This window comes from Epilithonimonas sp. (assembly GCF_032054305.1).
Classification (GTDB): Bacteria; Bacteroidota; Bacteroidia; order Flavobacteriales; family Weeksellaceae; genus Epilithonimonas.
In genome coordinates, this window is the sequence record NZ_DAMBSX010000002.1 from 12,894 (window position 1) to 35,431 (window position 22,538).

General features: G+C 36.7%; 20 protein-coding genes. 10 read left to right on the forward strand and 10 right to left on the reverse strand.

Annotation, left to right across the window (positions count from 1 at the left end):
• The first annotated feature begins 129 nt into the window (after nucleotides 1-129).
• The 5 genes from RTX21_RS04065 (at nucleotide 130) to purH (ending at nucleotide 5,626) form a co-directional block, all read left to right on the forward strand.
• Complete coding sequence (locus tag RTX21_RS04065) at nucleotides 130-1,374, forward strand: M20 family metallo-hydrolase (RefSeq protein ID WP_312765476.1); 1,245 nt, start codon at nucleotides 130-132, stop codon at nucleotides 1,372-1,374.
• A gap of 65 nt (nucleotides 1,375-1,439) precedes the next feature.
• Nucleotides 1,440-1,976: an NAD(P)H-dependent oxidoreductase gene (locus RTX21_RS04070; protein ID WP_312765477.1), complete on the forward strand. Its 537-nt coding sequence runs from the start codon at nucleotides 1,440-1,442 to the stop codon at nucleotides 1,974-1,976.
• 293 nt (nucleotides 1,977-2,269) lie between these two features.
• On the forward strand, nucleotides 2,270-3,262 hold the full coding sequence (purM, locus tag RTX21_RS04075) for a phosphoribosylformylglycinamidine cyclo-ligase (RefSeq protein WP_312765478.1): 993 nt from the start codon (nucleotides 2,270-2,272) through the stop codon (nucleotides 3,260-3,262).
• A 73-nt stretch (nucleotides 3,263-3,335) separates the two neighbouring features.
• Entirely contained in the window at nucleotides 3,336-3,899 is a 564-nt protein-coding gene (purN, locus tag RTX21_RS04080) for a phosphoribosylglycinamide formyltransferase (protein WP_312765479.1), read from the forward strand.
• 209 nt (nucleotides 3,900-4,108) lie between these two features.
• Nucleotides 4,109-5,626: a bifunctional phosphoribosylaminoimidazolecarboxamide formyltransferase/IMP cyclohydrolase gene (gene purH / locus RTX21_RS04085; protein WP_312765480.1), complete on the forward strand. Its 1,518-nt coding sequence runs from the start codon at nucleotides 4,109-4,111 to the stop codon at nucleotides 5,624-5,626.
• An 82-nt stretch (nucleotides 5,627-5,708) separates the two neighbouring features.
• Here the strand turns inward: purH and RTX21_RS04090 are convergent, their stop codons facing one another.
• From RTX21_RS04090 to RTX21_RS04100, 3 genes are all read right to left on the reverse strand, one after another.
• Nucleotides 5,709-8,594, reverse strand: coding sequence for a T9SS-dependent choice-of-anchor J family protein (locus RTX21_RS04090; protein WP_312765481.1), 2,886 nt, complete (start codon nucleotides 8,592-8,594; stop codon nucleotides 5,709-5,711).
• A 109-nt stretch (nucleotides 8,595-8,703) separates the two neighbouring features.
• A complete protein-coding gene (locus RTX21_RS04095) occupies nucleotides 8,704-9,843 on the reverse strand; it encodes a tetratricopeptide repeat protein (protein WP_312765483.1) in 1,140 nt (379 codons plus the stop codon).
• A gap of 2 nt (nucleotides 9,844-9,845) precedes the next feature.
• Entirely contained in the window at nucleotides 9,846-11,417 is a 1,572-nt protein-coding gene (locus tag RTX21_RS04100) for a helix-turn-helix transcriptional regulator (RefSeq protein WP_312765484.1), read from the reverse strand.
• Nucleotides 11,418-11,696: 279 nt separating this feature from the next.
• On the opposite strand from RTX21_RS04100, the gene RTX21_RS04105 reads away from it, so the two are divergent.
• Nucleotides 11,697-12,860 carry a proline dehydrogenase family protein gene (locus tag RTX21_RS04105; RefSeq protein ID WP_312765485.1) on the forward strand — a complete coding sequence of 388 codons (1,164 nt, stop codon included), beginning with the start codon at nucleotides 11,697-11,699 and terminating at the stop codon, nucleotides 12,858-12,860.
• A gap of 45 nt (nucleotides 12,861-12,905) precedes the next feature.
• Here the strand turns inward: RTX21_RS04105 and RTX21_RS04110 are convergent, their stop codons facing one another.
• Nucleotides 12,906-13,613, reverse strand: coding sequence for a hypothetical protein (locus RTX21_RS04110; protein ID WP_312765486.1), 708 nt, complete (start codon nucleotides 13,611-13,613; stop codon nucleotides 12,906-12,908).
• 17 nt (nucleotides 13,614-13,630) lie between these two features.
• Nucleotides 13,631-14,074: a nuclear transport factor 2 family protein gene (locus tag RTX21_RS04115; RefSeq protein WP_312765487.1), complete on the reverse strand. Its 444-nt coding sequence runs from the start codon at nucleotides 14,072-14,074 to the stop codon at nucleotides 13,631-13,633.
• Nucleotides 14,075-14,164: 90 nt separating this feature from the next.
• On the opposite strand from RTX21_RS04115, the gene RTX21_RS04120 reads away from it, so the two are divergent.
• Nucleotides 14,165-14,683: a YetF domain-containing protein gene (locus RTX21_RS04120; RefSeq protein ID WP_312765488.1), complete on the forward strand. Its 519-nt coding sequence runs from the start codon at nucleotides 14,165-14,167 to the stop codon at nucleotides 14,681-14,683.
• 21 nt (nucleotides 14,684-14,704) lie between these two features.
• Here the strand turns inward: RTX21_RS04120 and RTX21_RS04125 are convergent, their stop codons facing one another.
• From RTX21_RS04125 to pruA, 3 genes are all read right to left on the reverse strand, one after another.
• A complete protein-coding gene (locus tag RTX21_RS04125) occupies nucleotides 14,705-15,391 on the reverse strand; it encodes a hypothetical protein (protein WP_312765489.1) in 687 nt (228 codons plus the stop codon).
• Nucleotides 15,391-15,996: a bifunctional nicotinamidase/pyrazinamidase gene (gene pncA, locus RTX21_RS04130; protein WP_312765491.1), complete on the reverse strand. Its 606-nt coding sequence runs from the start codon at nucleotides 15,994-15,996 to the stop codon at nucleotides 15,391-15,393. The genes RTX21_RS04125 and pncA overlap by 1 nt, the downstream gene beginning before the upstream one ends.
• Before the next feature lie 84 nt (nucleotides 15,997-16,080).
• Nucleotides 16,081-17,706: an L-glutamate gamma-semialdehyde dehydrogenase gene (gene pruA / locus RTX21_RS04135; protein WP_312765492.1), complete on the reverse strand. Its 1,626-nt coding sequence runs from the start codon at nucleotides 17,704-17,706 to the stop codon at nucleotides 16,081-16,083.
• A 246-nt stretch (nucleotides 17,707-17,952) separates the two neighbouring features.
• On the opposite strand from pruA, the gene RTX21_RS04140 reads away from it, so the two are divergent.
• Nucleotides 17,953-18,861, forward strand: a complete 909-nt coding sequence (locus RTX21_RS04140; RefSeq protein ID WP_312765493.1) for an AEC family transporter — start codon at nucleotides 17,953-17,955, stop codon at nucleotides 18,859-18,861.
• Between the two features lie 74 nt (nucleotides 18,862-18,935).
• Here RTX21_RS04140 and trhA read toward each other — a convergent pair whose 3' ends face one another.
• On the reverse strand, nucleotides 18,936-19,571 hold the full coding sequence (gene trhA, locus RTX21_RS04145) for a PAQR family membrane homeostasis protein TrhA (protein ID WP_312765494.1): 636 nt from the start codon (nucleotides 19,569-19,571) through the stop codon (nucleotides 18,936-18,938).
• Nucleotides 19,572-19,811: 240 nt separating this feature from the next.
• Between trhA and dacB the strand changes: the two genes are divergently transcribed.
• Both dacB and RTX21_RS04155 read left to right on the forward strand, forming a co-directional pair.
• Nucleotides 19,812-21,185 carry a D-alanyl-D-alanine carboxypeptidase/D-alanyl-D-alanine-endopeptidase gene (dacB, locus tag RTX21_RS04150; RefSeq protein WP_312765495.1) on the forward strand — a complete coding sequence of 458 codons (1,374 nt, stop codon included), beginning with the start codon at nucleotides 19,812-19,814 and terminating at the stop codon, nucleotides 21,183-21,185.
• Between the two features lie 138 nt (nucleotides 21,186-21,323).
• The gene (locus tag RTX21_RS04155) at nucleotides 21,324-21,809 is read left to right on the forward strand and encodes a DNA-deoxyinosine glycosylase (protein ID WP_312765497.1); all 486 of its coding nucleotides are present in this window, start codon (nucleotides 21,324-21,326) and stop codon (nucleotides 21,807-21,809) included.
• Nucleotide 21,810: 1 nt separating this feature from the next.
• On the opposite strand, the gene RTX21_RS04160 is transcribed toward RTX21_RS04155, so the two are convergent.
• The gene (locus RTX21_RS04160) at nucleotides 21,811-22,536 is read right to left on the reverse strand and encodes a shikimate dehydrogenase (RefSeq protein WP_312765499.1); all 726 of its coding nucleotides are present in this window, start codon (nucleotides 22,534-22,536) and stop codon (nucleotides 21,811-21,813) included.
• Nucleotides 22,537-22,538: the final 2 nt, after the last annotated feature.

Genomic DNA, 22,538 nt, shown 5'->3' on the forward strand with positions numbered 1-22,538 from the left:
TCTTAGGCTCTCGAAGAGTCCACTCAGGTCGGGGCGCAGATTCGTCATCAATCAACATTTGTAGAAATTTAGAAATAAAGTCAACTTATTGAAATCTAAATTTTTATCATTAATTTTTAATTCAGCACAATGAACATCAACTCTTCACGCCTGGAAAACTTCTTCACCGAAATGAGCAAAATCGGAAAAATAGGTGAAACCGGAACCAACAGACCTGCGCATTCTCCGGACGAGAAAAAAGCATTTGAACTCACTTCATCGTGGATGAATCAAGCAGGAATGACAACAAGAATTGACAATTTCGGAAATCTCATCGGAAGATTAGAAGGAACAAATCCTGATTTGCCAATTTTAATGGTCGGTTCCCATCTCGATTCTCAGCCTTACGGCGGAAGATACGACGGTGTTGCAGGCGTTCTCTGCGCGATTGAATGCACAATGACGATGCACGAAAAAGGATTGAAGCCAGAAAGAACTTTAGAAATCATTTCTTTCGCAGACGAAGAAGGTTGGCGTTTTAACAAAGGTTTGTTTGGTTCACGAGGGATTTTAGGAAAATTAGAAAAAGACGAACTTCAAAGAGCAGACGCAAACGGAATCACAAGAGAACAGGCATTAAAAAGCTTTGGTTGTGATATTACGCAATTCAAAGAATCGGAATATAGAGACGGAAGCATCTATTGCTATCTCGAACTTCATATTGAACAAGGTCCTGTTTTGGATATTCAGAAAAAACCAATTGCTGTAGTTTCAGGAATTTCAGGACCAATTTGGCTAACCGTAAAATTGAAAGGAATGGCTGGTCACGCCGGCTCTGTTCCGATGCCAATGCGAAATGACGCTTTGGTTGGTGCTTCGGAAATTATCATTGCACTTAATGAAATTGCCAATCAAGTTCCGGGAAATCCAACTGTTGGAACTTGTGGAACAATCAAGGTTTTCCCTGCTTCACGAAATATTATTCCCGAAGAAGTAGAATTTACGCTGGATTTGCGTGACATCGATTTGGAAAGAAGAAACCGTTACGAAAGACAATTGCTGGATAAAATTGATGAGGTTTCCAAAAAACACGGTTTATCTTATGGAATTTCAGAAGACTGGAAATCAGAACCGCGTTATTGCGCCGATTGGATTAAAGACATTATCAGAAATAACTGCGAAAAGATTGGATTACAAGATACTCCAGAATTGATGAGTGGACCTTTCCACGACGCAATGGCAATTTCTTATGCCTGCGATTACGGGATGATTTTCGTTCGATGCAAAGACGGAATCAGTCACAATCCATTGGAGTATTCTTCGCCAGAAGATTTGGCAATCGGAGCAGAAGTTTTGTATGGAAGTATTTTGGATATACTTAAAATCAAAAATTAATATCCTATATCAATTCATTTCAACTTTAAAGTCTCTAAATTTGCCACTTTAAAATTTAAACTGAAATGAAAATACTAGCATTCGGAGCGAGCAACTCCAGAGAATCCATCAACAAAATATTAGCAGAATACACCGCAAAACAATTCGACGGAGCAGAAGTGGAAGTTCTGGATCTGAACGACTACGAAATGCCAATCTTCAGTGTAGACAGAGAAAAACACGATGGGATTCCAACTTTGGCATTGAGATTCGCTGAGAAAATTGATGCATCAGATTTGTTGATTATCGCTTTTGCTGAACATAACAGTACATACACAACAGCGTTCAAAAATATTTTCGACTGGGTTTCCAGAATCAGGGACAGAAAGCATTTTGGCGAAAAACCAGTATTTGTTTTAGCGACTGCAACTGGTCCTGGTGGTGGGAGACACGTGGTTGCAGCATTTGAAGCAAGAGCTAAATCTAGTGGTGCAAACGTGCTTCAAAGTTTCTATTTGCCTAAGTTCAAAGAGACTTTTGATATCGAAAAAGGTATTATTGATGAAGAAAAGAATGCTGAGTTTCAGGAGAAATTATCTGCTGTTAAAAATTTTTTTGGATAAGGTTTTGGATATTAGTGTTAAGAATGCTTAACTTTGTAGCAAAGAAAAATGAAATTTAATCCGATGAAAATCCCACAAGTTCATTTCCAACAGTATTTTGATTCTTGCAAAAAGAATTACACAAACACCTCCGAACTTGTGAACTAAAATAACGGCCGACATATCTTTAAGATTGTCGGCTTTTTTATTTGATAAAATTGAAAAGTAAAGTTTGAAATAAATCTAATGAATTCCAAGATTCTTTCGGGTGTCAAAGCCTGAAAGAATCGAAAGAATCGAAATTCTGAAAGTAAATGAGCAATACCTATAAATCAGCCGGTGTAGATAAGGAAGAAGGTTACAAAACCGTCGATAAAATCAAATCTGCCGTTGCTGAGACCCACAACAAGAATGTTCTTAATAATCTTGGAAGCTTCGGTGCGTTTTATGAAATCGCTGGTTACAAAAATCCGGTTCTGGTTTCCGGAACAGACGGTGTAGGAACCAAACTGAAAGTGGCTTTAGATTCAAAAAAATATGATTCTATCGGCGTTGACTGTTTCGCGATGTGTGCTAATGATATTCTTTGTCACGGCGCAAAACCATTATTTTTCCTGGATTATCTGGCTTGCGGAAAGTTGGATTCTGACATTGCTGCGGAAATCGTTCTTGGAATGGTCAATGCCTGCAAGGATAACAATTGCGCTTTGATTGGTGGTGAAACTGCCGAGATGCCGGGGATGTATCAGCCAGGCGATTACGATGTAGCTGGATTCTGTGTAGGAATTGTAGAGAAAGACCAGATTATTGACGGCTCCAAAATCAGAAAAGGAAACAAAATCCTTGCAATTCCAAGTTCTGGATTTCATTCCAATGGGTTTTCTTTGGTAAGAAAGATTTTTCCAAATTTTGAAGAAGAATTCGAAGGAAAACCTTTGTATGAGACTTTGCTTGTGCCGACAAGATTATATTACAAAGACATTCACAAAGTACTGGAAGAAGTTCCTGTATACGGAATTGCACATATCACAGGTGGCGGATTGTACGAGAACGTTCCGAGAATCATTCCGGAAGGACTTTGCGCCACTATCGATGAATCTAAAATCAAAGTTCCAACTGTAATGTTGGAATTGGAAAAACGAGGAAACATCGATAGAAAAGAAATGCACGGAACTTTCAATATGGGCGTGGGAATGGTTTTGGTAACCGATGAGAATCATGTTGACAAAATCCTTGACCTTTTGGAAGATGCTTACGAGATTGGAGAGATTACAGAAGGAAACGAGAAAATCAACTTAACTGTATAAATGTATTGACGTAGAAAGTATTTACGATTTTAAAAAATCATTAATACATTAATACTTTTTACATTTTACAATAATGAAGAATATTACCATTTTAATTTCCGGTTCAGGAACCAATCTTCAGAGAATCATTGACTGCATCGAGAACGGAGAAATCCGAAATGCAAAAGTGAATCTAGTCATTGCAGACAGAGAATGTTTCGGATTGGAAAGAGCAGAAAAACATAACATTCCGAATCTATTGATCAAACGTGGAAAAGACTTTTCCGAAAACTTAGAAAAATCAATTCCTGAAAATACAGATTTAATTGTTCTGGCTGGTTTTCTATCCATCTTGAAACCAGAATTTTGCGAAAAATGGAGTGGAAAGATTATTAATATTCATCCGGCTTTGTTACCAAAATTTGGAGGAAAAGGAATGTGGGGACATCACGTTCACAATGCTGTGATTGAAGCTGGCGAAAAAGAAAGTGGAGCAACCGTTCATTTTGTGACTTCAGGAATCGATGAAGGCGAGATTATTCTACAAGGGAAATTTGATATTAATGAAAATGATAATGCAGAAACTTTAGCGCAAAAAGTCCATCAAACCGAATATGATATTTTCCCAAAAGCCATCGATTTGGTTCTTAATAAATAAAATTAATTTAGTTAAAGTGAAAAATGATATTTTGGTTCGTAAAATATTTTTATATAGTAGTTTATGAGTTTTAATTCAAATTAACTTTAATTTTTTAAAACGAATCTAATAGCTCCGTTGGAGCAATCTAATAATAGAAATCCGGAGGTGAAAGAACCGGTAAATCACAGTTTGAATAAAACTGTAAAAAGTAAAATTTGAAAGAAAAAATGAGTAAAAAGAGAGCACTTATCAGCGTATCTGATAAAAGTGGTTTGGTAGATTTTGCCAAATTTTTGGAAGCTAACCATTACGAGTTGATTTCCACAGGCGGTACTTTCAAACATTTGAAAGAAGCTGGACTCAATCCAATCCAAATCGACGAAGTAACCGATTTTCCAGAGATGCTGGATGGAAGAGTGAAAACTTTACACCCAAAAGTTCACGGTGGATTGTTGGCAGTTCGTTCCAATGAGGAACATATGAAAACGGTTCAGGAGTACGAAATCGGATTGATTGATATGGTGATTGTGAATCTTTATCCGTTTTTTGAAAACGTGAACAAGGATATTTCTCTTGATGAAAAAGTAGAATTCATTGATATTGGTGGACCTTCTATGTTACGTTCTGCAGCTAAGAATTTTAATTCGGTTACAGTTTTGACGGATGTTGATGATTATCAAATCGTTAAAATCGAAATGGAACAGAATGGAGATACTTATCTTGAAACCAGAAAAAAATTAGCTGGAAAAGTATTCAATTTGACTTCTGCTTATGATGCAGCGATTTCCAGTATGCTTTTGGATGAAGAATACCCAACTTACTTAAACGCTTCTTATAAAAAGGTTTCTGACCTTAGATACGGCGAGAACCCACATCAATCTGCAGCTTATTATACTTCGACATTCGAAAATGGTGCAATGAAAGATTTCGAAATTTTGGGAGGTAAGGAATTGTCTTTCAATAATCTTCGCGATATGGATTTGTGCTGGAAAGTTGTCAATGAGTTCAAAGAAGAAATGGTTTGCTGTGCAGTAAAACATTCTACGCCTTGTGGTGTTGCAGTTGGAACTACAGCTTTGGAAACTTATGCTAAAACTTTCGAATGCGACCCAATTTCTATCTTCGGAGGAATCATCGGAATGAATTATAAAGTTGATGCATCAACGGCGGAGGAATTGAACAAAACTTTCCTTGAGATTGTTATGGCAACAGATTTTGACGAAGATGCTTTGGAAATTCTTAGAAAAAAGAAAAACCTTAGAATCATCAAAATCAAAAACTCAGTTACAGATAAACAAGTTTGGGTAAAAATCGATGGTGGAATGTTGGTTCAAAATGCTGACAACCAATTCTCAACAGATATCAAACAAGTCACGGAAAATGCTCCAACTGATGAACAAAGAAAAGCTTTACTGTTCTCACAAAGAGTTGTGAAATATGTGAAATCCAACGCTATTGTGGTTTCAAATGGTGTACAAGCGATCGGAATTGGTGGTGGACAAGTGAACAGGATATGGGCCACGCAACAGGCGATTGAACGAGCTAAAGAGAAATTCAATGGTGAGTTGGTTTTGGCTTCGGATGCGTTTTTTCCTTTCCGAGATGTAGTAGATTTCTGCGCGCAGAAAGGCATCAAAGCGATTATTCAGCCTGGCGGAAGTATGAAAGACAATGATTCTATCGAAGCGGCGAATGAGCACAAAATCCCAATGTTATTCACTGGAATGAGACATTTTCTGCATTGATATACTTTTGATTTTCAATTCATCTATAAAAAAACAACCCCAACTGAATGCCAGTTGGGGTTGTTTTTATGGTTATTAGTTATTATTTTTTGATAACCTTGAATGATTTTACATTGGAAGCTGTTTTGATATTCACAATATAAACTCCGGAAAGTAAATTTCTCATATCGATATTGGCTGTTTTTGCTTTAGGTTGCTCAGATTTAACTATGCTTCCTGCAAAATTGTATACCGAAATATTCTCGATCGTATCGCCGTTCATTTTTACCGTCAGGTTATCGACAACAGGATTTGGGTAATACTGAAGTCCGCTATCTTTCGTATTATCTGCAGTTCCAAGTTTCTCTTCAACCGTTATAACAAAGCTGCAGCTATCAATCACCTGTCCGTTGAAAATCAGGTTGTGTTTGACCGTTGTTTCTCCTACAGGGAAAATTGCGCCTGAAGGTAACCCTTGTGTCAATACTGAAAAGACTCCCGTGGAAGCACCTTCACAAGCAAAGGTCAAATTGTAATTGACTACAGCACCGATGTTACCTGGATTTGTATAAACTGTCATATTTCCAGGACAAGTATAATCACATTCTGGTGGATCTGGCAGACCAACCATGTAAACCTGAACATCATCTATCAATGCTCCTGTTCCTTTTGCTGCCAATGAGTTAAATCCTAAATAATAAACCCCGGAAGAATTTGGCGTGAAGGATATAATGGCTTCTTCGTACTTCGAACTGCTTACATTTTTGCTCCAGATAACATTGTCTTTTTGTACATATGCATAAGCTTTATTAGCAATGCTCAAACTCATTGGAACGTTGTTTCCAATAGACCTGTACTTGAATTTGATCAGAATTTCCTTTCCGGCCTGTAGATTCAGTCCTCTTGAGAAATACCAGGAATTGGCATCAAAATAATAATTGAATTTTTGAACAGCATGCGATTCTCCTGCAGCAGGATATGTCGAATCGATCATCCATTGATTGTTTCTTGATATGGATTGCGTAATCCATTCATCTTCTGTTTCAAATCCGTAATTATAAGGCAGGTTAACCTCAGATCCAGGATTTGGTAAAGTTGTGAAATAAACAGGTCCTGCCCATGAACTGAAGGTGTCCTCTCCACAATTAGCTCTTACATAAGCTTCGTAAACTGTTTCCGTAGACAAACCTTCTACATGAACCTCTGTATTACCAACAGCTGTTCCGGAAGATGGAGTGCCGGTACCGGCAGGCTGTACTACATATTGGTATCCATTTGCGGGTTGTGTAAGGAGGTCCCAAGTCAGGTCTACAGTTGTTTGTCCGTAATTGGCTTTTAAATTGGATGGCTTTGCACAGTTCGGGCAGGAAGCGATTATTGGCGTACTGATGTTTTGCTCGCTTGCACTTCCCACAATATTACCGCCGGAATCCAAGATCTCATAACTTGTTTCCCATCCGCTATGGCTTCCTCCGTTCCAAACAGTAGTAATAGCATCACCAGAATTTATTTTAAAAGGGAAATCCAACACATCACCAATCGGTAATGTTATGTCCGGAAATACAGGGTCACCATTGACAAACAGACTCATCGTATTGTAGTTCCAGCCGTCTCCCTCAGAATCTTTGATACGAAGGATATATTCGCAGGGAGAAGAATCTTTGTCAGAAACTTTTACATTGTCAAACATAACATAACCATAATTTGCGTCAGAATAGGCTTGGTATCCTAAATAATAAACGCCATTATCCGGAACAGTGAATGTTACATTAGCAGTGTTGTAAGTAGTACTTTGGATAAAATCATTATTCCAGATCTGCGTGGCGTTTGCAGAGGGGAACGGGTCTTTGCTCACAACTACTTTCATTTTTTGAGGATAATATTCATCCTGGCTGGATCTGTAGTCGAACTGCAAAGTGATTTCCTTACCTGCCGGAAGATTAATTCCTCTGGAGATCACCCAGGCGTCGGAAATATTCTCGCTGTCATCGTGCATCAAATAATTGTTTCCGTCAGATGGACCATACAATCCTCCGGGACCTGAGTTGAAATCACCTTTTACCCAAGGTTTTCCAACTGGCGGTTCAAGAAGTGTCCAATGGCTATCTCCTTCAAAACTCTCATTATAAGGCAGATTTACAGGGACTGCCGTTGTGGCCGGATAGGTTTTGAAAACGACAGGGCTGGACCAGTTTCCGTACAGTGAGCCTGGGGTACAGACAGATCTTACATACAACTCATATTGGGTGTTTGGCTGCAAACCTTCAGCAATTGTAGAAAGACCTTGTGCAGGAGTTCCAGCCTCGGTAGGAATACCTGTTCCCGGCGTCTTAATTACATATTCAAATCCTGCATCCGGAGTTGAAGCACTTTGCCAAGATATATTTGCCGTCGTCTGTCCCGGAACCGCTTTTACACTTGTTGGTTTTGGACATAATTCTTCGTATAGATTAATATTATCCAAACTTAAATATCCCAGATTTGGGTCCGGATAAAAATAGAAGCCCACATAGTAAGTGCCGGTTTGGGGAACTTCAAAAGTTGTGTGTGCGTTTTGATACTTATTGATCTGGATTTCTTCATTTACCCATAATTCTGTAGAATTTTCCAGAACAGGAATGGGCTGCTGCTTCAGAACCACTTTTAACTTGACTGGAAAAAGGGTGTTCAGACTGGATCGGTAATCAAAATCCAATGCAATTTTGTGTCCTGCTTCAATTTTAATAGCTTTTGTGATGAGCCAGGCTGACCCTCCATTTTCGTAATCACTCTGGACACGTGCATAGTATTGACCTTGAGAAGGCTCATAAACGGTACTGGTCTCGTCTGTTATAACCCAAGGATTGCCTGCTCCTGTGTTGATGTTGTACCAGTAATTTTGTTCAGTTTCTGTTTCGAAGCTATTGGAATACGGAAGTGATACCGGATCCGTCTGCCCGAAAGTAAATAGAAAACTCAACAAAGAAAAAAAAGTTAATGCTTTGTTCATATAATTCATTTTGCAACAAACATAGAACGGAAGCCTTATAATTCCTATTTTTATACTTTAAAAATGAAGAAATATTCATTGTTTTTGAAAGAACTTTGAGAATATATGATCAGGAAGAATGCTTGTTATCTTCGGAGATCTGTTTTTTCAGTTTTCTGATCTTGCTTTTGGTTTGTACTATTTGATAGACCACCAAAACTATCAAAATACAAAGAACGATGATGATCCAATATTTGGCAGTATTGTTATTTTCAGAAATTTCCTCAGCAGTTTGTTTTACGATAATTTCGTTTACGGATCTCTTTTTTGCATTAATGTCGGTATTGGTTTTCTGCTTATAAAGGTTCAGATAGAAGGTATGATTTTTAATGTCGTTTAATGCATAATAATTTTCGGAAATATATTTATAAACTTCTGGGTTGGCATTTTCTACTTTGTTGGATTTTAAAATCAGGATTGCCTTGTCAAATTCTTGTTTGGCCTTTCCATAATCTTTTTGCAGAAAATTGATTCTGCCTAAGCCCGCCAGACTTTCTGCGTTCAGAAGAGCATAGTTTCCATTGATGGCATATTGCAGTGATTTTTCAAAGGATTCTTTCGCAGCTTTTAGTTGATCCTGCTCCAAAAAACATCCTCCAATCTCGTTATAGATATCAGCTATGGAAAAACGTAGCATGTCCCGGTTTTTGAGTGCCGGTATGTAAACTTCCAGTGCTTTTTCATAATAGGTTTTGGCAAAGTCACAACCTAACTCGTCTCGGTAGATCAAAGCTTTTAAGAAAAGAATGTTGCCCTTGTAAAACTTCAACGAGTCGGGTAGAGGATGTTTCTCTATCAGTTCATAGGCTTCATCCGCATAGTATTTTGCTTTGCTGTAGATATTAAGATTATGGTATTTTTCACCGATAAATCCTGCAACCTGGATCTGCGTTGGATAATCATTTGTTTTCTGCGAGATTTCTCTTGTTTTAAAGGCATATTCTATGGCTTTTTCATAATCTTTTTTCACAGAATAGCTGCTGCCAATGATTGTAAGGATAGAAATTTCCATTTTTGGATTTCCCCTATATTTTTTATAGAGTTCTTTTCCTTGCCGGATTACCTTTTCCGGGTTTGAGTTCATCAGGAGAAACAAAGAATCCAGATGAGGTTCATTTTTATTTTGTGCAGAGAAAGTCTGTGAATTGATTATAAAAAGAACACACAAGGCGATTAATACATTTTTTATTTTTTGAATAAGTATTTTCATGATCAATTGGCTATGGAAAGTTCCTTTTTAATAAAGCTGATGAACTCTTTAGGTGGGATTCCTGTTACGGTTTTAAATACGGTTGAAAAAGAAGTATGCGAAGAAAATCCGCTTTCCTCGGCAAGATAGCTGATCTTGTAATTCAGAAAAGATGGTTCGTTACGGAGTTTGTTTATGATGTAATTGATTCTCAGTTCATTGATGTAGGAGTTGAAATTTTTTTGTTTGTGCTTATTGACAATTTCCGAAAGATACCTTGTATTGGTGTCAAGCTCTTTTGCAAGAGAGTGGAGTGTGAGACTTTTTTTTGTGAAATCTTTTCCATCTTCGAAAGCAAGAAGTTTTTCCAATAGTATCTGTTCGGTTTTTTCCGGGATAAGCTGTGGCGTTTTGGACATCTCTTCAACATCCTTATCTGTAATGATAATCTCCTCTTCTTTCTGCGTCTTTTTTAGCTTACTGATGTACTCTTTATAATAATTATAATTTTGTCTGGTCCTGAATCTGAACCAAAATACAAAACCCAGTACAAGAAAGGCGAATCCAATCACCCAGATCAAAATATAATTGGTTTTGTATCTCTGATGGTCTTTTGCTTTGAAATCACTTTCAGTGAGCGAAAGTATAAGGTCGCTCGCTTTTTGCTGGGCCGAATTGATGGATTCATTCAGTTCAAGGTATTTCAGATTATGAAGTTGATATTTGGTATTGTTACCTTCTGACAAGTAGAACTCCGCCAAAAACTGATGGATGTTCTTCTTTAAAACTATATCATTGACTTTTTCTGATAAGATCAGAAGTCTGGGAATCTCAATGAGATATTGCTGTTTGTTTTTTTTAATGAAATTCGCTTTTGCAACATCTAACTCGGCATAAGCCATAAAATTTTCTTCCAGACCTGACATTGTAGAGAGCTGTAAGGCTATTTCAGCATATTGCAGAGATCTGTCCCATTGCTGATTCATGCCATATGCTTTCGCTAATTGATCATATGACCAGGAGACTTGATAGGGAAATCGGGTTGAAAATTTTTTCAGAAGTGCATCATCAATGACTTCTGTGGCTTTTAGATATTTTTTTTGTTCACAGAGCAGGATGGATTTTGTCGTCAGAAAATCAATATACAGGCTGGTTTTTTCTGGGTTATCAGTAAAATTGTTATCGAATTTTTTTTCAATCAGGTTCAGCCTTTCCTCTGCTTTGGGAATTACGCCCAATTTTCTGTAAAGGTCACCCAAGATAAGATTGGTGCGCAGCAACTCAGTAGAATCATCATTAACAGAATTTAAATGAAGGGATTCTAAAAGTGCGTTCAGCGCGACAATGTAATTTCCCTGCAAGATTTGGGCTTCTGCTTTTAGATTCAAAGCGTTGGAACGTTCTTCATCGGAATCTGCATTGATGGAAAGATATTCGGAAATTGTAATGGTCTTTTCGGGATGTGAGTACAGATTTACTAGTGCATTTTTGTAGATATCTTCGTTTTCTGATTTTTTTTGAGAGAACACATAAATGCTACAAGTCAGCGTAAGCAGAACAATAAACTTGTTGGTATATAGAATTTTTTTTTCCAAAAACACATTCCTCAATCTCATTGCTGCAAAGAATATAATTTACAAATATAAGGTCAGAAAAGCCAATTCCCGATAGTATCCGCATGATATTTTTGTTAATTATTGTAAATTATCTTTTATAAGGCTGATTTTGTGCAATTTTCAAATCCCGTCTTTGAATTTCGAAAATATTTTCAGTCCGGTAAATTATAGATTTTTATAAAAATAAGATGATAAAATTTAGCTTTAAAATTCATTTTCAATTCGAAATAATATTTACTTTTGGGACAAATTCCGGATATGAGTATTTTCAATGATACAAAGCTCGCATTTGCCGATAAAACGGATGCTCAGCTCAAAAAAGCCTATTGGATGTTCAAGGCGATCGAACAGCCTGCGCTGACCAATATTGGCGTTTCTCTTCTCAATTTTACCGTTAAGAACAATTTTCCGTTTGTGGATGGGATTGTAAAGCAGACTTTGTTTGAGCAGTTTTGCGGTGGCGAAACGCGTGAAGAAAGTATGAAAGTCGTGAAACAGATGTTCAAACGTGGTGTTGGAAGTATCTTTGATTACTCGATTGAAGGAAAAGAAGAGGAAGAAGTTTTTGATGCGGTTTGCAAAGAGATCAAAGATATTGTTCGTTTTTCTGTTGGAAATCCAGCGATTCCGTTTATAGTTTTCAAACCAACGGCTTTTGGCAGAATTGATATTTATGAAGAAGTCGGCAAAGGAAAAGAATTGACAACCAGTCAGAAAGAAGAATGGAATAGAGTAGTCACTCGTTTTGATGAAGTGTGTAAACTGTGTTATGAAAGCGATAAAAAAGTAATGGTAGATGCCGAGGAAACCTGGATGCAAGATGCTGCTGACCAGCTTTGTGAAGAAATGATGGAGAAATACAACAAGGAAAAAGCCATCGTTTGGAACACCATCCAAATGTACAGAACCGGTCGTCTGGAATATATGAATGCGCATCTGGAAAGAGCCAAAGAAAAAGGTTATTTCATTGGTTATAAGATTGTTCGCGGTGCTTATATGGAGAAGGAAAGAAAAAGAGCAGAAGAGCAAAATTATCCAGACCCAATTCAGCCGAATAAACAAGCAACCGATGATAATTATAACGCCGGGATCGATTTTGTCATGGGACATTTGGACAAAGTCTCTGCATTTTTCGGGACACACAATGAAAAGTCATCCGAATTGGTAATGGACAAAATGAAAACTAAAGGATTAGAACACGATAATCCACATATCTATTTTGGACAGCTTTACGGAATGAGTGATAACATTACTTATTATTTAGCCGACCAACATTACAACGTCGCAAAATATCTGCCTTATGGACCTGTGAAAGACGTTGTCCCTTATTTGACGAGACGTGCGCAGGAAAATACTTCTGTTGCCGGACAAACTGGTCGGGAATTGGGATTGATTAGTAAAGAATTGAAGAGAAGAAAATAGAAATTAAGAAATCCGCTGTGAAGCGGATTTTTTTGTTTTTAAATTCTAAGTTATATTTTCATTTTCTTGCCATTCATTTTTATCATTATACATTTGAGATATTTTAAAATCATTGAAATTTGAGTATAACGTTGTTTTTGGATAACCGTGCTTTTCTTCTTTACCTATCCAAGTTAAATGAACTAATGCAAACTTATTATCAGAATTAGGTTTTCTTATTTCAAATAGGACATTATCATTTCTTATATCGTGGAACAAAGCTGAAAATTCGGTGTCATATAGTAGTTGTTTTTTCGATTTATTTGTGAAATTAAAAAATGATTTAATTTCAATGCCAATTTCTTTTTTGAGTTCATCTTCAAAAGTGGTTTTTTGCTCAATGGTCAAAAAATTCCAAGGCTCTTCTATAAGATTAGTATTTTTTAATGAGAGACTATGCAGAATTTCATTATCAATACCAATAATATCAATTCTTTTGGGTAAGTTTGGTAATTCTTCTATATCATCAATAGTATAGCCTCCTTGTGGGAAAAGAAATATTCCGTTTTCAAGTTGAACATTAAGCCTTAATGCATACCACTTTTTATAATTTGGTTTACTTGTTTTCCAAAAATCCCAAACATCTTTTTGTATTTTTTCAAAATAAAATTTATTTGGAATAAATTCACCAAATAATCCGCCCATAGCTTCATCACCAATGTCTAAATCGACATTTCCAATTAATTGTTTGTGCGAATATACTTTTCCCTTCAAAATTTTAATAATACTAATTATTTCTTCTTCTCCGCCTTCACTGCCTGTCTAGCCAACAATTTCCAGCCACTTTTAGTTTTCTGCCAAACGTACAAAATATCCAGACTCACTTCTCCTTGCTCTTTTCCCAAGTCGTGAGTTTGTGCATACAAATGATTACGAACAATAGCTGTTTTATCTACAATTTGAATCGATTGGTTGGTATTCTCAATGGATAAGAAATTTGACTTCTTGCTGACCAGTTTTTCTACAAATTCCTTGGCATCATCAATATGCCCGCCTGAATGGCCATAAGTCAGTTCTGGCAGAATCAAAGATTCTAGAACAGCTTTGTCTCCGCTAATCATTGCTGATCTGAGTTTTTCAGAAGCTTCGGCAACAGCTTGCTGGTCATTGTTTTTCTGTGCAAACAACATTGATACAGCCAAAAAGCTGAATGCTAATAATAATTTCTTTATCATAATTACTTTAATATTAGAATCAAAGATAATGAACTTGATGATAATAACTATTGAACTAATTTTTTATCTTTATTTTTTAAAATTTAAAATTTGAATCCAATCCTTGACATTGTTGTTCGCTCGCTGGTGGTTTACTTTTTTATGGTTATCGCCGTTCGTGTTTTTGGAAAAAATCAGTTGTCACAGCTTAATGCAGGTGATGTGATTCTTTTATTATTGATAAGTAATGCAGTTCAGAATGCGATGGTTGGTTCCAACAGCAGTTTGCAGGGTGGAATTGTAGCCGCTTTGGTGTTGTTTGTCGCAAATTTTGTTGTGAAGAAATTTATTTTCAAAAATCAAAAAATCCGTGAGTTAATAGAAGACCATCCATACATTTTAGTAAAAGATGGAGTAGTGTATCAGGAAATTCTAAGAAAAGTGCAAATCTCCGAAGACGAATTGGAAGAAGCTGTTCACGAACACGGAATTGAAAATGTGGCCGATGTGAAATTGGCAATTCTTGAAGTGGATGGAAATATTAGTGTGATTTCAACCGATAAAAATACGGAGCAAACTCATTATTCCAGACATAGAACCAAACTGAAAAGGAAATTCAGGAATCAATAAAAAAACTGGATAATCCCATTCTTAATTGTTTTTGAACATAAAGAATATTGTCCAAAAGATTGTAAAAACCATACTGATTATCAGGATTCGTTTACCGTGCCGTCGGTCACTTTCGTTGAAGTAATACACACGCTCACCATTGGGAAGCTGTTTCTGCAATTTCAAAATCGCCAGACTGATTCCGTAGCTGATGAACAATAAAAAGCCAATGACAAAAGAAGCAAGACATCCTATTATTGCGAAAATGTATCCAAAAGTAATCAGGTTTTTGACGTCCTCAGGCTTCTCATAATTATTTTTAAGTGTTTCCAGACGTTCTTGATTGATTTGATTGACTTCAGCTTCCGAGATTTCGATACCACGTTCTTTTAGTAACTTTTTGGTAACTTCATAATCGAATTCATTCCATTCGTCCTTCTTGAAAATTATGTCTTTCAATTCTTCATCACTGAATTCTTTAAGATAATAATCCTCTGGAATTTCAAGGTTTTTGGAGTAATAATCCGTAATGATTTGCTCAGCCTTTTCAAAATCGGCGCGGTCAATCAAAATCTGATATTCTATTTTACTTGGGTCATTGACAAAGGTTGCGTCAAAATACTTTTCGTTATCAACCTGTTTGAATGGAATGTAATGTTCTTCCAATATCTGAGCGATTTCATCAATAATGGATTTATTAATACTCTTTCTGAATACTGAATTTTCCATTATGCTAAAATTGTTATGCCTTTCTCCACCAAATCATAAATCGTATTCTTGGCACTGTCTGGTTTTACATTCACGGCTTTTGTTCCATTGAAATGTAAACAAGTGATAAATCCTGCATTGAAAGCGTCAATCGCAGTGAATTTTACACAATAATCCAAAGCTAATCCAACAATCTCAACCAACTGAATATCGTGATATTTCAAGAAATCTTCCAATCCGGTTTTCATAAAATGATTGTTGTCTTGGAAACCGCTGTAGCTGTCAATTTCCACATTTTTTCCTTTCTGAATAATATGTGTGACTTTATCACGATTCAAATCTTTATGAAACTCTGCCCCGAAAGTTCCCTGAACACAATGGTCTGGCCACATAAACTGTGGAACGCCATTTAGAGAAATGGTTTCGCCAACATTTTTGCCATTGTTTGAGGCAAAACTTTTATGATTTGCTGGATGCCAGTCTTGGGTTAGAACGATTTGGTCATACTCGTTTTCTTTCATCAGAAGATTGATATAAGGAATGAGGCTGTTAGCTTCTGGAACAGCTAATGCGCCACCTTCACAGAAATCATTTTGAACATCAACTATGATAAGAGCTTTTTTCATTGAATAAATTTTGTAAGAAGTTAGATGATGGATGATGGAAGTTTTTTCCGAATTGGAGATCATCCATCACCCATCTTCCATCTTCTATCCTAAATATGGATATTTATAATCTTTTGGAGATACAAAAGTTTCCTTGATACTTCTTGTAGAAACCCAACGTGTCAAGTTCATTTTAGAACCTGCTTTATCGTTTGTTCCAGACGCTCTGGAACCTCCGAAAGGCTGTTGCCCTACAACTGCTCCGGTTGGTTTATCATTGATATAGAAGTTTCCGGAAGCATTTTCCAAAGCTTTGTAAGCCTCGTCAATTGCATATCTGTCTTGCGCGAAGATAGAACCTGTCAAAGAATATTGAGTTGAAGTATCAACCAATTTCAAAGTATCTTCCCAGTTTTCGTCTTCATAAACGTAAACAGTTAAGATTGGACCGAAGATTTCCTCAACAATACTTTCGTAATAAGGATTGATGGTTTCGATAACAGTTGGATGTACGAACCAGCCTTTTTTGTCATCATATTTTCCACCGATGATTACGTTAGCATCGTTCGAAGCTTCAGCTCTGTCGATGTAACCTTTACATTTCTCAAAAGAATTTTTATCGATAACCGCATTCACGAAGTTGGAAGGATCTTCAGGAGAACCAATTTTAATCGTTTTGATTTGAGCTTCCATCACGGCTTTTATATCATTCCAAAGAGATTTTGGAACATAAGCTCTGGATGCTGCAGAACATTTCTGTCCTTGATATTCGAAAGCACCTCTTACCAAACCTGTTGCAACTGCTTCAATATTCGCAGAAGGATGTACCATTACGAAGTCTTTTCCACCAGTTTCTCCAACGATTCTCGGGTAAGATTTGTAGTTATGGATATTGTCGCCAATCATTTTCCACATCCCTTGGAAAACCTTTGTAGACCCTGTAAAATGAAGACCTGCAAAGTCTGGGTGAGCCAAAACTTTCTCCGCAGTTTCTTTTCCGTCTGTGAAAATCATATTGATAACGCCATCCGGCAAACCAGCTTCTTTCAGAACGTCCATAATTACTTTTGCTGAATAAACCTGCTTGTCAGAAGGTTTCCAAACCACAACATTTCCCATCATTGCCATACAAGCCGGCAAGTTTCCGGAGATTGCTGTAAAGTTGAAAGGCGTCACTGCAAAACAGAAACCTTCAAGCGGTCTGTATTCTACACGGTTCCAGATTCCTGCATCGGAAACCGGTTGCTCCGCATAAAGCTCTGTCATAAATTCTACATTGAAACGTAAGAAATCTATGAATTCACAAGCTGCATCAATCTCTGCCTGATGAACATTTTTAGATTGTCCAATCATTGTTGCAGCGTTGATAACATCTCTATAAGGTCCAGCCAAAAGGTCTGCTGCTTTCAAGAAAATCGCAGCTCTGTGTTCCCAGCCCAATGCATTCCACTTTGATTTTGCAGCAAGCGCAGATTCGATAGCTTGGTCAACGTGGGACATATCGCCTTCGTAATAGAAACCGAAATCGTGCTTGTGGTCTTGTGGCGAACTTAATTGTATTTTTTTATCTGTTTTAATATCTTTTCCACCGATTACCATTGGGATTTCGGGTTTTTCTTTCCACATTTTTTTATAAGTGGCAATCAGGCTTTTTACCTCGTCAGAACCTGGTGCATAAGAATTGACAGGTTCGTTTTGTGCAAAAGGCACTTGAGAAATGGCTTTAGACATAAATTTAATTTTTAATTTCCCCAAATTTACGATAAGGATTTCAGAAACACAATCTAAAGCCATTGTTTTATCTTATTAAAGGGATTGTCTATTTTAAGGTTTTGGAAACCATTGTTTTAATGATTTGTCAATTTTAAATTCAATGAAAAATGATGCAGTTTTATAATTAATTATTGATAAAAGTCGTGCCCGATTTTTACGAGATTCACATTCTAGCGATTACCTTTGCACGATAATTTAGAACGAATGATAAACTTTTTGTTGATAGCGATTTGCATTTTGGCAGGAATGATTTTCAAATCAACCAAAACCATTCATCCCGATGCACATAAAGGCATCAATACCTGGATCATCTATCTCGCATTACCCGCCGTTTCTTTCAAGTATTTGCCGAAAGTCCAATGGTCAACAGAAATGCTTTTCCCCATTCTGAGCACGGTTTTAACGACTCTTGGATGTTGGGTTTTTATATTGATTTATAATAAGATGAAGAACTATTCCGCGAGGTCTATAAGTTCTATGAAGCTGGCAAGCGGTTTCAGTAATACATCTTTCATTGGATTTCCATTGATTGCTGCTTTCTATGGCGAACAATATCTCAGCATTGCCATTATCTGCGACCAGACAATGTTCTTTATGCTTTCCACAATGGGAATTGTTGCTGCTTTGAAGGGTGGAAGCAAATCGGGGAACGTGAGTTCAAAGTTTGTTTTAAAGAGACTTTTGACATTTCCTCCATTTTTAGGGTGTATCAGTGCATTGATCTTATCCCCATTCATCAATCTTGATTTTGCAGAACCTTTGTTTGATAAACTGGCTGCCACAGTCGGCCCTTTAGCTTTGTTCTCGGTTGGATTACAATTGAAATTCAATGGATGGAGAAAGCTGATTCCACAGATATCAACATCTTTACTTTACAAATTGATATTATCGCCCATCTTAGTTTTAATTGCTGCCTTGATTTTCGGAATCAAAGGTGATGTGGCGAAAATCAGCATCTTCGAAGCGGCGATGCCTACGGTTCTCACGGCAAGTGTTTTCGCGGAACAATTCAGGCTGAATGCAAAACTGGTCAACCTGATTATCGGAATCAGTATTGTTGTTGGTTTTGTAACAACAGGAATTTGGTTTCAGATTACTGAGTTCTTATTCTAAGTACAGGACTCTCGCAGATTTTGCAGATTGAGCAAAACTGATCTGAAATATTTGCCAAATCAGCGAGAAACTTTTCACGGAATAATACAAAAAAAAACTGCGCAAAAGTGCATAATACTACCACCTAAAACGAACAGATGCCAAATGGGATGATAGAATGGTTTCTTGTCTTTAGCATAAAAATAGATTCCGAACGTATAGCACAATCCTCCAAGAATGATCAACGTCAGTGCACCTGTGGACAGGTTTTCTATCATTGGTTTGATAGCGATAATGGCAGCCCAACCCATCAATGCGTAGAGAGAAAGGGAGATTTTTTCATTATTCCTGAGTGGAGAAAATTTAAAAATAAAACCAATCAACGCCATTCCCCAAATTACACCAAACATACTCCAGCCCCATGCACCTTTCAGTCCGAGAAGTGCAATGGGCGTGTAGGTTCCAGCGATGAGAAGGTAGATGCTGAGATGGTCAATCTTCTGGCAGATCTTTTTCCATTTCAGTTTATATACTGCGTGATAAATGGTTGAAGCAGAATAGAGTAGTATCAAGCTAATTCCGAAGACCAAAGAAGACGCAATCGCAATTCCACTGCCGCTAATGACTGAATAGTAAATCATCAGAATCAATGCCACGACGGAAAGTACAACTCCGAGACCGTGTGTGATAACGTTATACAATTCTTCTTTTTTGCGGTTCTTCTTCGGCATCTTTTAAATTTTAAAGTAAAGTTAGGGATTAAGTTTTTTCCAAAGCTGAGAAAATGTTGTTTTTAACAAGAATTTAAATGTTGTGAGGATAACATTTCTTGTGATTTTTAATTTGTAAATCCATCAATAAACTTGACTAACGGAGGTGTTAGGAGATTACAACCAAGCTTGGTTGTAACCTCCGAAGATTATTTGTTTTTATAATATCTAAAATTCCTTAGTTTTGATAAAAATTCAGAAATGAAGAATCTTTTCATCGTTCCAATATTATTTTCTCAAGTTGTTTTCTCACAATCGGTTTCTGATAATCTGAACCAATCTGTGAAAGAAATGTTGTCAACTTCCAACGCTTTGTCGGCCAATCTTTCGTTTTATGTCTCGGACGAAAATGGAAACTTGGTTTATGAATATAATGGGAACAAAGGACTTTCCACAGCCAGCACGCAGAAGATTTTCACATCTGCTGCGGCTTTGGAAACATTAGGGAAGAATTATCAGTTTAAAACAACTGCTTCATATTCCGGGAAGATATCTAATGGGAATCTGGACGGCGATTTTTACATTACGTCCAATGGCGACCCGACTTTGGGAACCTGGCGTTATGAGAACTATAAACCAGAGAATTTCAAACAACAATTATTAAATGCTATAAAGAAATCCGGAATCAAGAAAATATCAGGTAATCTGATCGTTGATGATTCTTATTTCGATTTCCAGAGTACGCCCGGTGGATGGCCTTGGAACGATCTGGGAAATTATTATGGCGCAGGAACTTTTGGGGTGAACTGGCGGGAGAATCAGTTTGATATTAATATCAATGGCAATCAGTTTAAGAGTTTTTCCTACGATTTGTACAATGTCAATTGGATAAATGAACTGAAAACTGGCGGAAGCTCTGACCAAAGTCTGATCTTCACAGCTCCACATTCTGAAACTGCTTTGATTAGTGGATTGTTACCTGCTGGAAAAATTACCACAGTTTCTGGTGCAACACCTAATCCACCAATGCAATTAGCGATTGAAATTAAGAAGCTGTTAGAAGAAAATGGAATTTCTATTTCCGGAAAAGTAACGACTTATTATAATGAAAAGATTATTGGGAAATCAGTTTCAAAAGCACCAACTCAGAATCAAATCTTCGAATATAGATCGCCAACTTTGGATAAAATCGTCTATTGGTTTTTGAGAAAGAGCATTAATATTTATGGTGAAACTCTTATCAAAACAATTGCGAAGGAGAAACGAAATAATCCAAGTTTCGAGACTGGTGTAGATTTTCTGAAGGACTTTTGGAAATCGAAAGGTATTAATCCAATGATGATAAACTTTGCTGATGGAAGCGGTCTTTCTCCACAGAATTACGTTTCGGCAAAAGCGCAGGTACAAGCTTTGTTGTATGCGAAAAAACAAAATTGGTTTGATGCTTTTTACGAAGGTTTCCCTACTCAAAATGGAATCAAAATGAAAAGCGGAACTATCAAAGACAGCAAATCTTTTGCAGGTTATCAGACTTCCAAAAATGGCAAGAATTATGTTTTCTCAATCATTCTCAATAATTATCAAGGCGGAAGTATCAGTAATGCATTGTTTAAAGTTTTGGATAATTTGAAATGAAATTTAAAAACGCAAAGGCACAAAAATTGAATCAAAATGATACTTTAAGTCACAAAGATTTAACTTCGTTAAATAGACACTTTACGACTTTTATTATTAATCAATTAAATGAATTTTGTGACTTTGCGATAATAAAATATGAGTAGAATCAATTCTTTTCCACCGATTTTAGATGAGCAATCAGAAATTCTGATTCTCGGCTCAGTTCCAGGTGTTAAATCTTTGCAGATACAGCAATATTATGCGCATCCGCAGAATCAATTTTGGAAACTGATGTTTCATCTTTTTGATAAGTCATTTTCATTGGATTATCAAGAAAGAATAGATCTATTGAAAGAGAATAAAATTGCGCTTTGGGATGTCATTGAAAGTTGTGAACGAAAAGGAAGTCTGGATACAGAGATCAAAAATGAAATTGATAACGACATTCCTCAGCTTATCAACAATCATCCAAATATCAAAATCATCTTCTGTAACGGACAAAAGTCTTATAAAAACCTCATTAAAATTTTAGGCAAAAATTTTAAAATTCCGATTAAAGTGTTGCCTTCTACAAGTCCGTTACATACAGTAAAGTTTGAAGAGAAATTGGAGAGCTGGAAAGTCATTAAAGATTATTTGTAAATCAACTATTCCAGATCTGCCAAGCCTTTTCTGCCTGCTGTTCCAGCATATAAAATCCGTTGAGTGTCGTTGCGCCTTTTTCTGCAGCTTTCCTTAGAAAAGCAGTCTCAGAAGGATTGTAGATCAAATCGATAACGTAATGTTTATCTGTTATTGCATCAAAAGGAAATTGAACAAAATCGTCCACATTTGGGAACGTTCCAACCGGAGTTGTCTGGATGATCACTAATGAATCTTTTACCAAATCTTCACTCAGGTTTTCAAAATTGATTTCAGATTTTCTGGAAACAGTTTGGTGTTCGATGTTATGTTTGTCAAGAATGTATCTCACAGCTTTTGCAGCGCCGCCATCACCAAGAATCAAAGCTCTTTTGTGATGGTCTTTCTTATTGATCAGAAGTGTTTTTTCGAATCCAAAAGCATCTGTATTATAACCGATTTTTTTACCGTTTCGGAAACTTACGCAATTCACCGCACCAATCTGAAAGGCTTCGTCGCTGAGTTCATCAAGAAAAGGAATAATGGCTTGTTTGTAAGGAATTGTGACATTCATTCCAACAAGATTCGGGTTTTCTAAAAAGGGCGAAACATTTTCAATTTCCGAGATATCAAAGAAATTATATGAATGATCTTTTAAAAATAATTTTTTGAATTTTTCCTCGAAATATTTTTTTGAAAATGAGTAAGAAATATTTTTCCCAAGCAATCCGAATTCCTGTTTTTCCATAG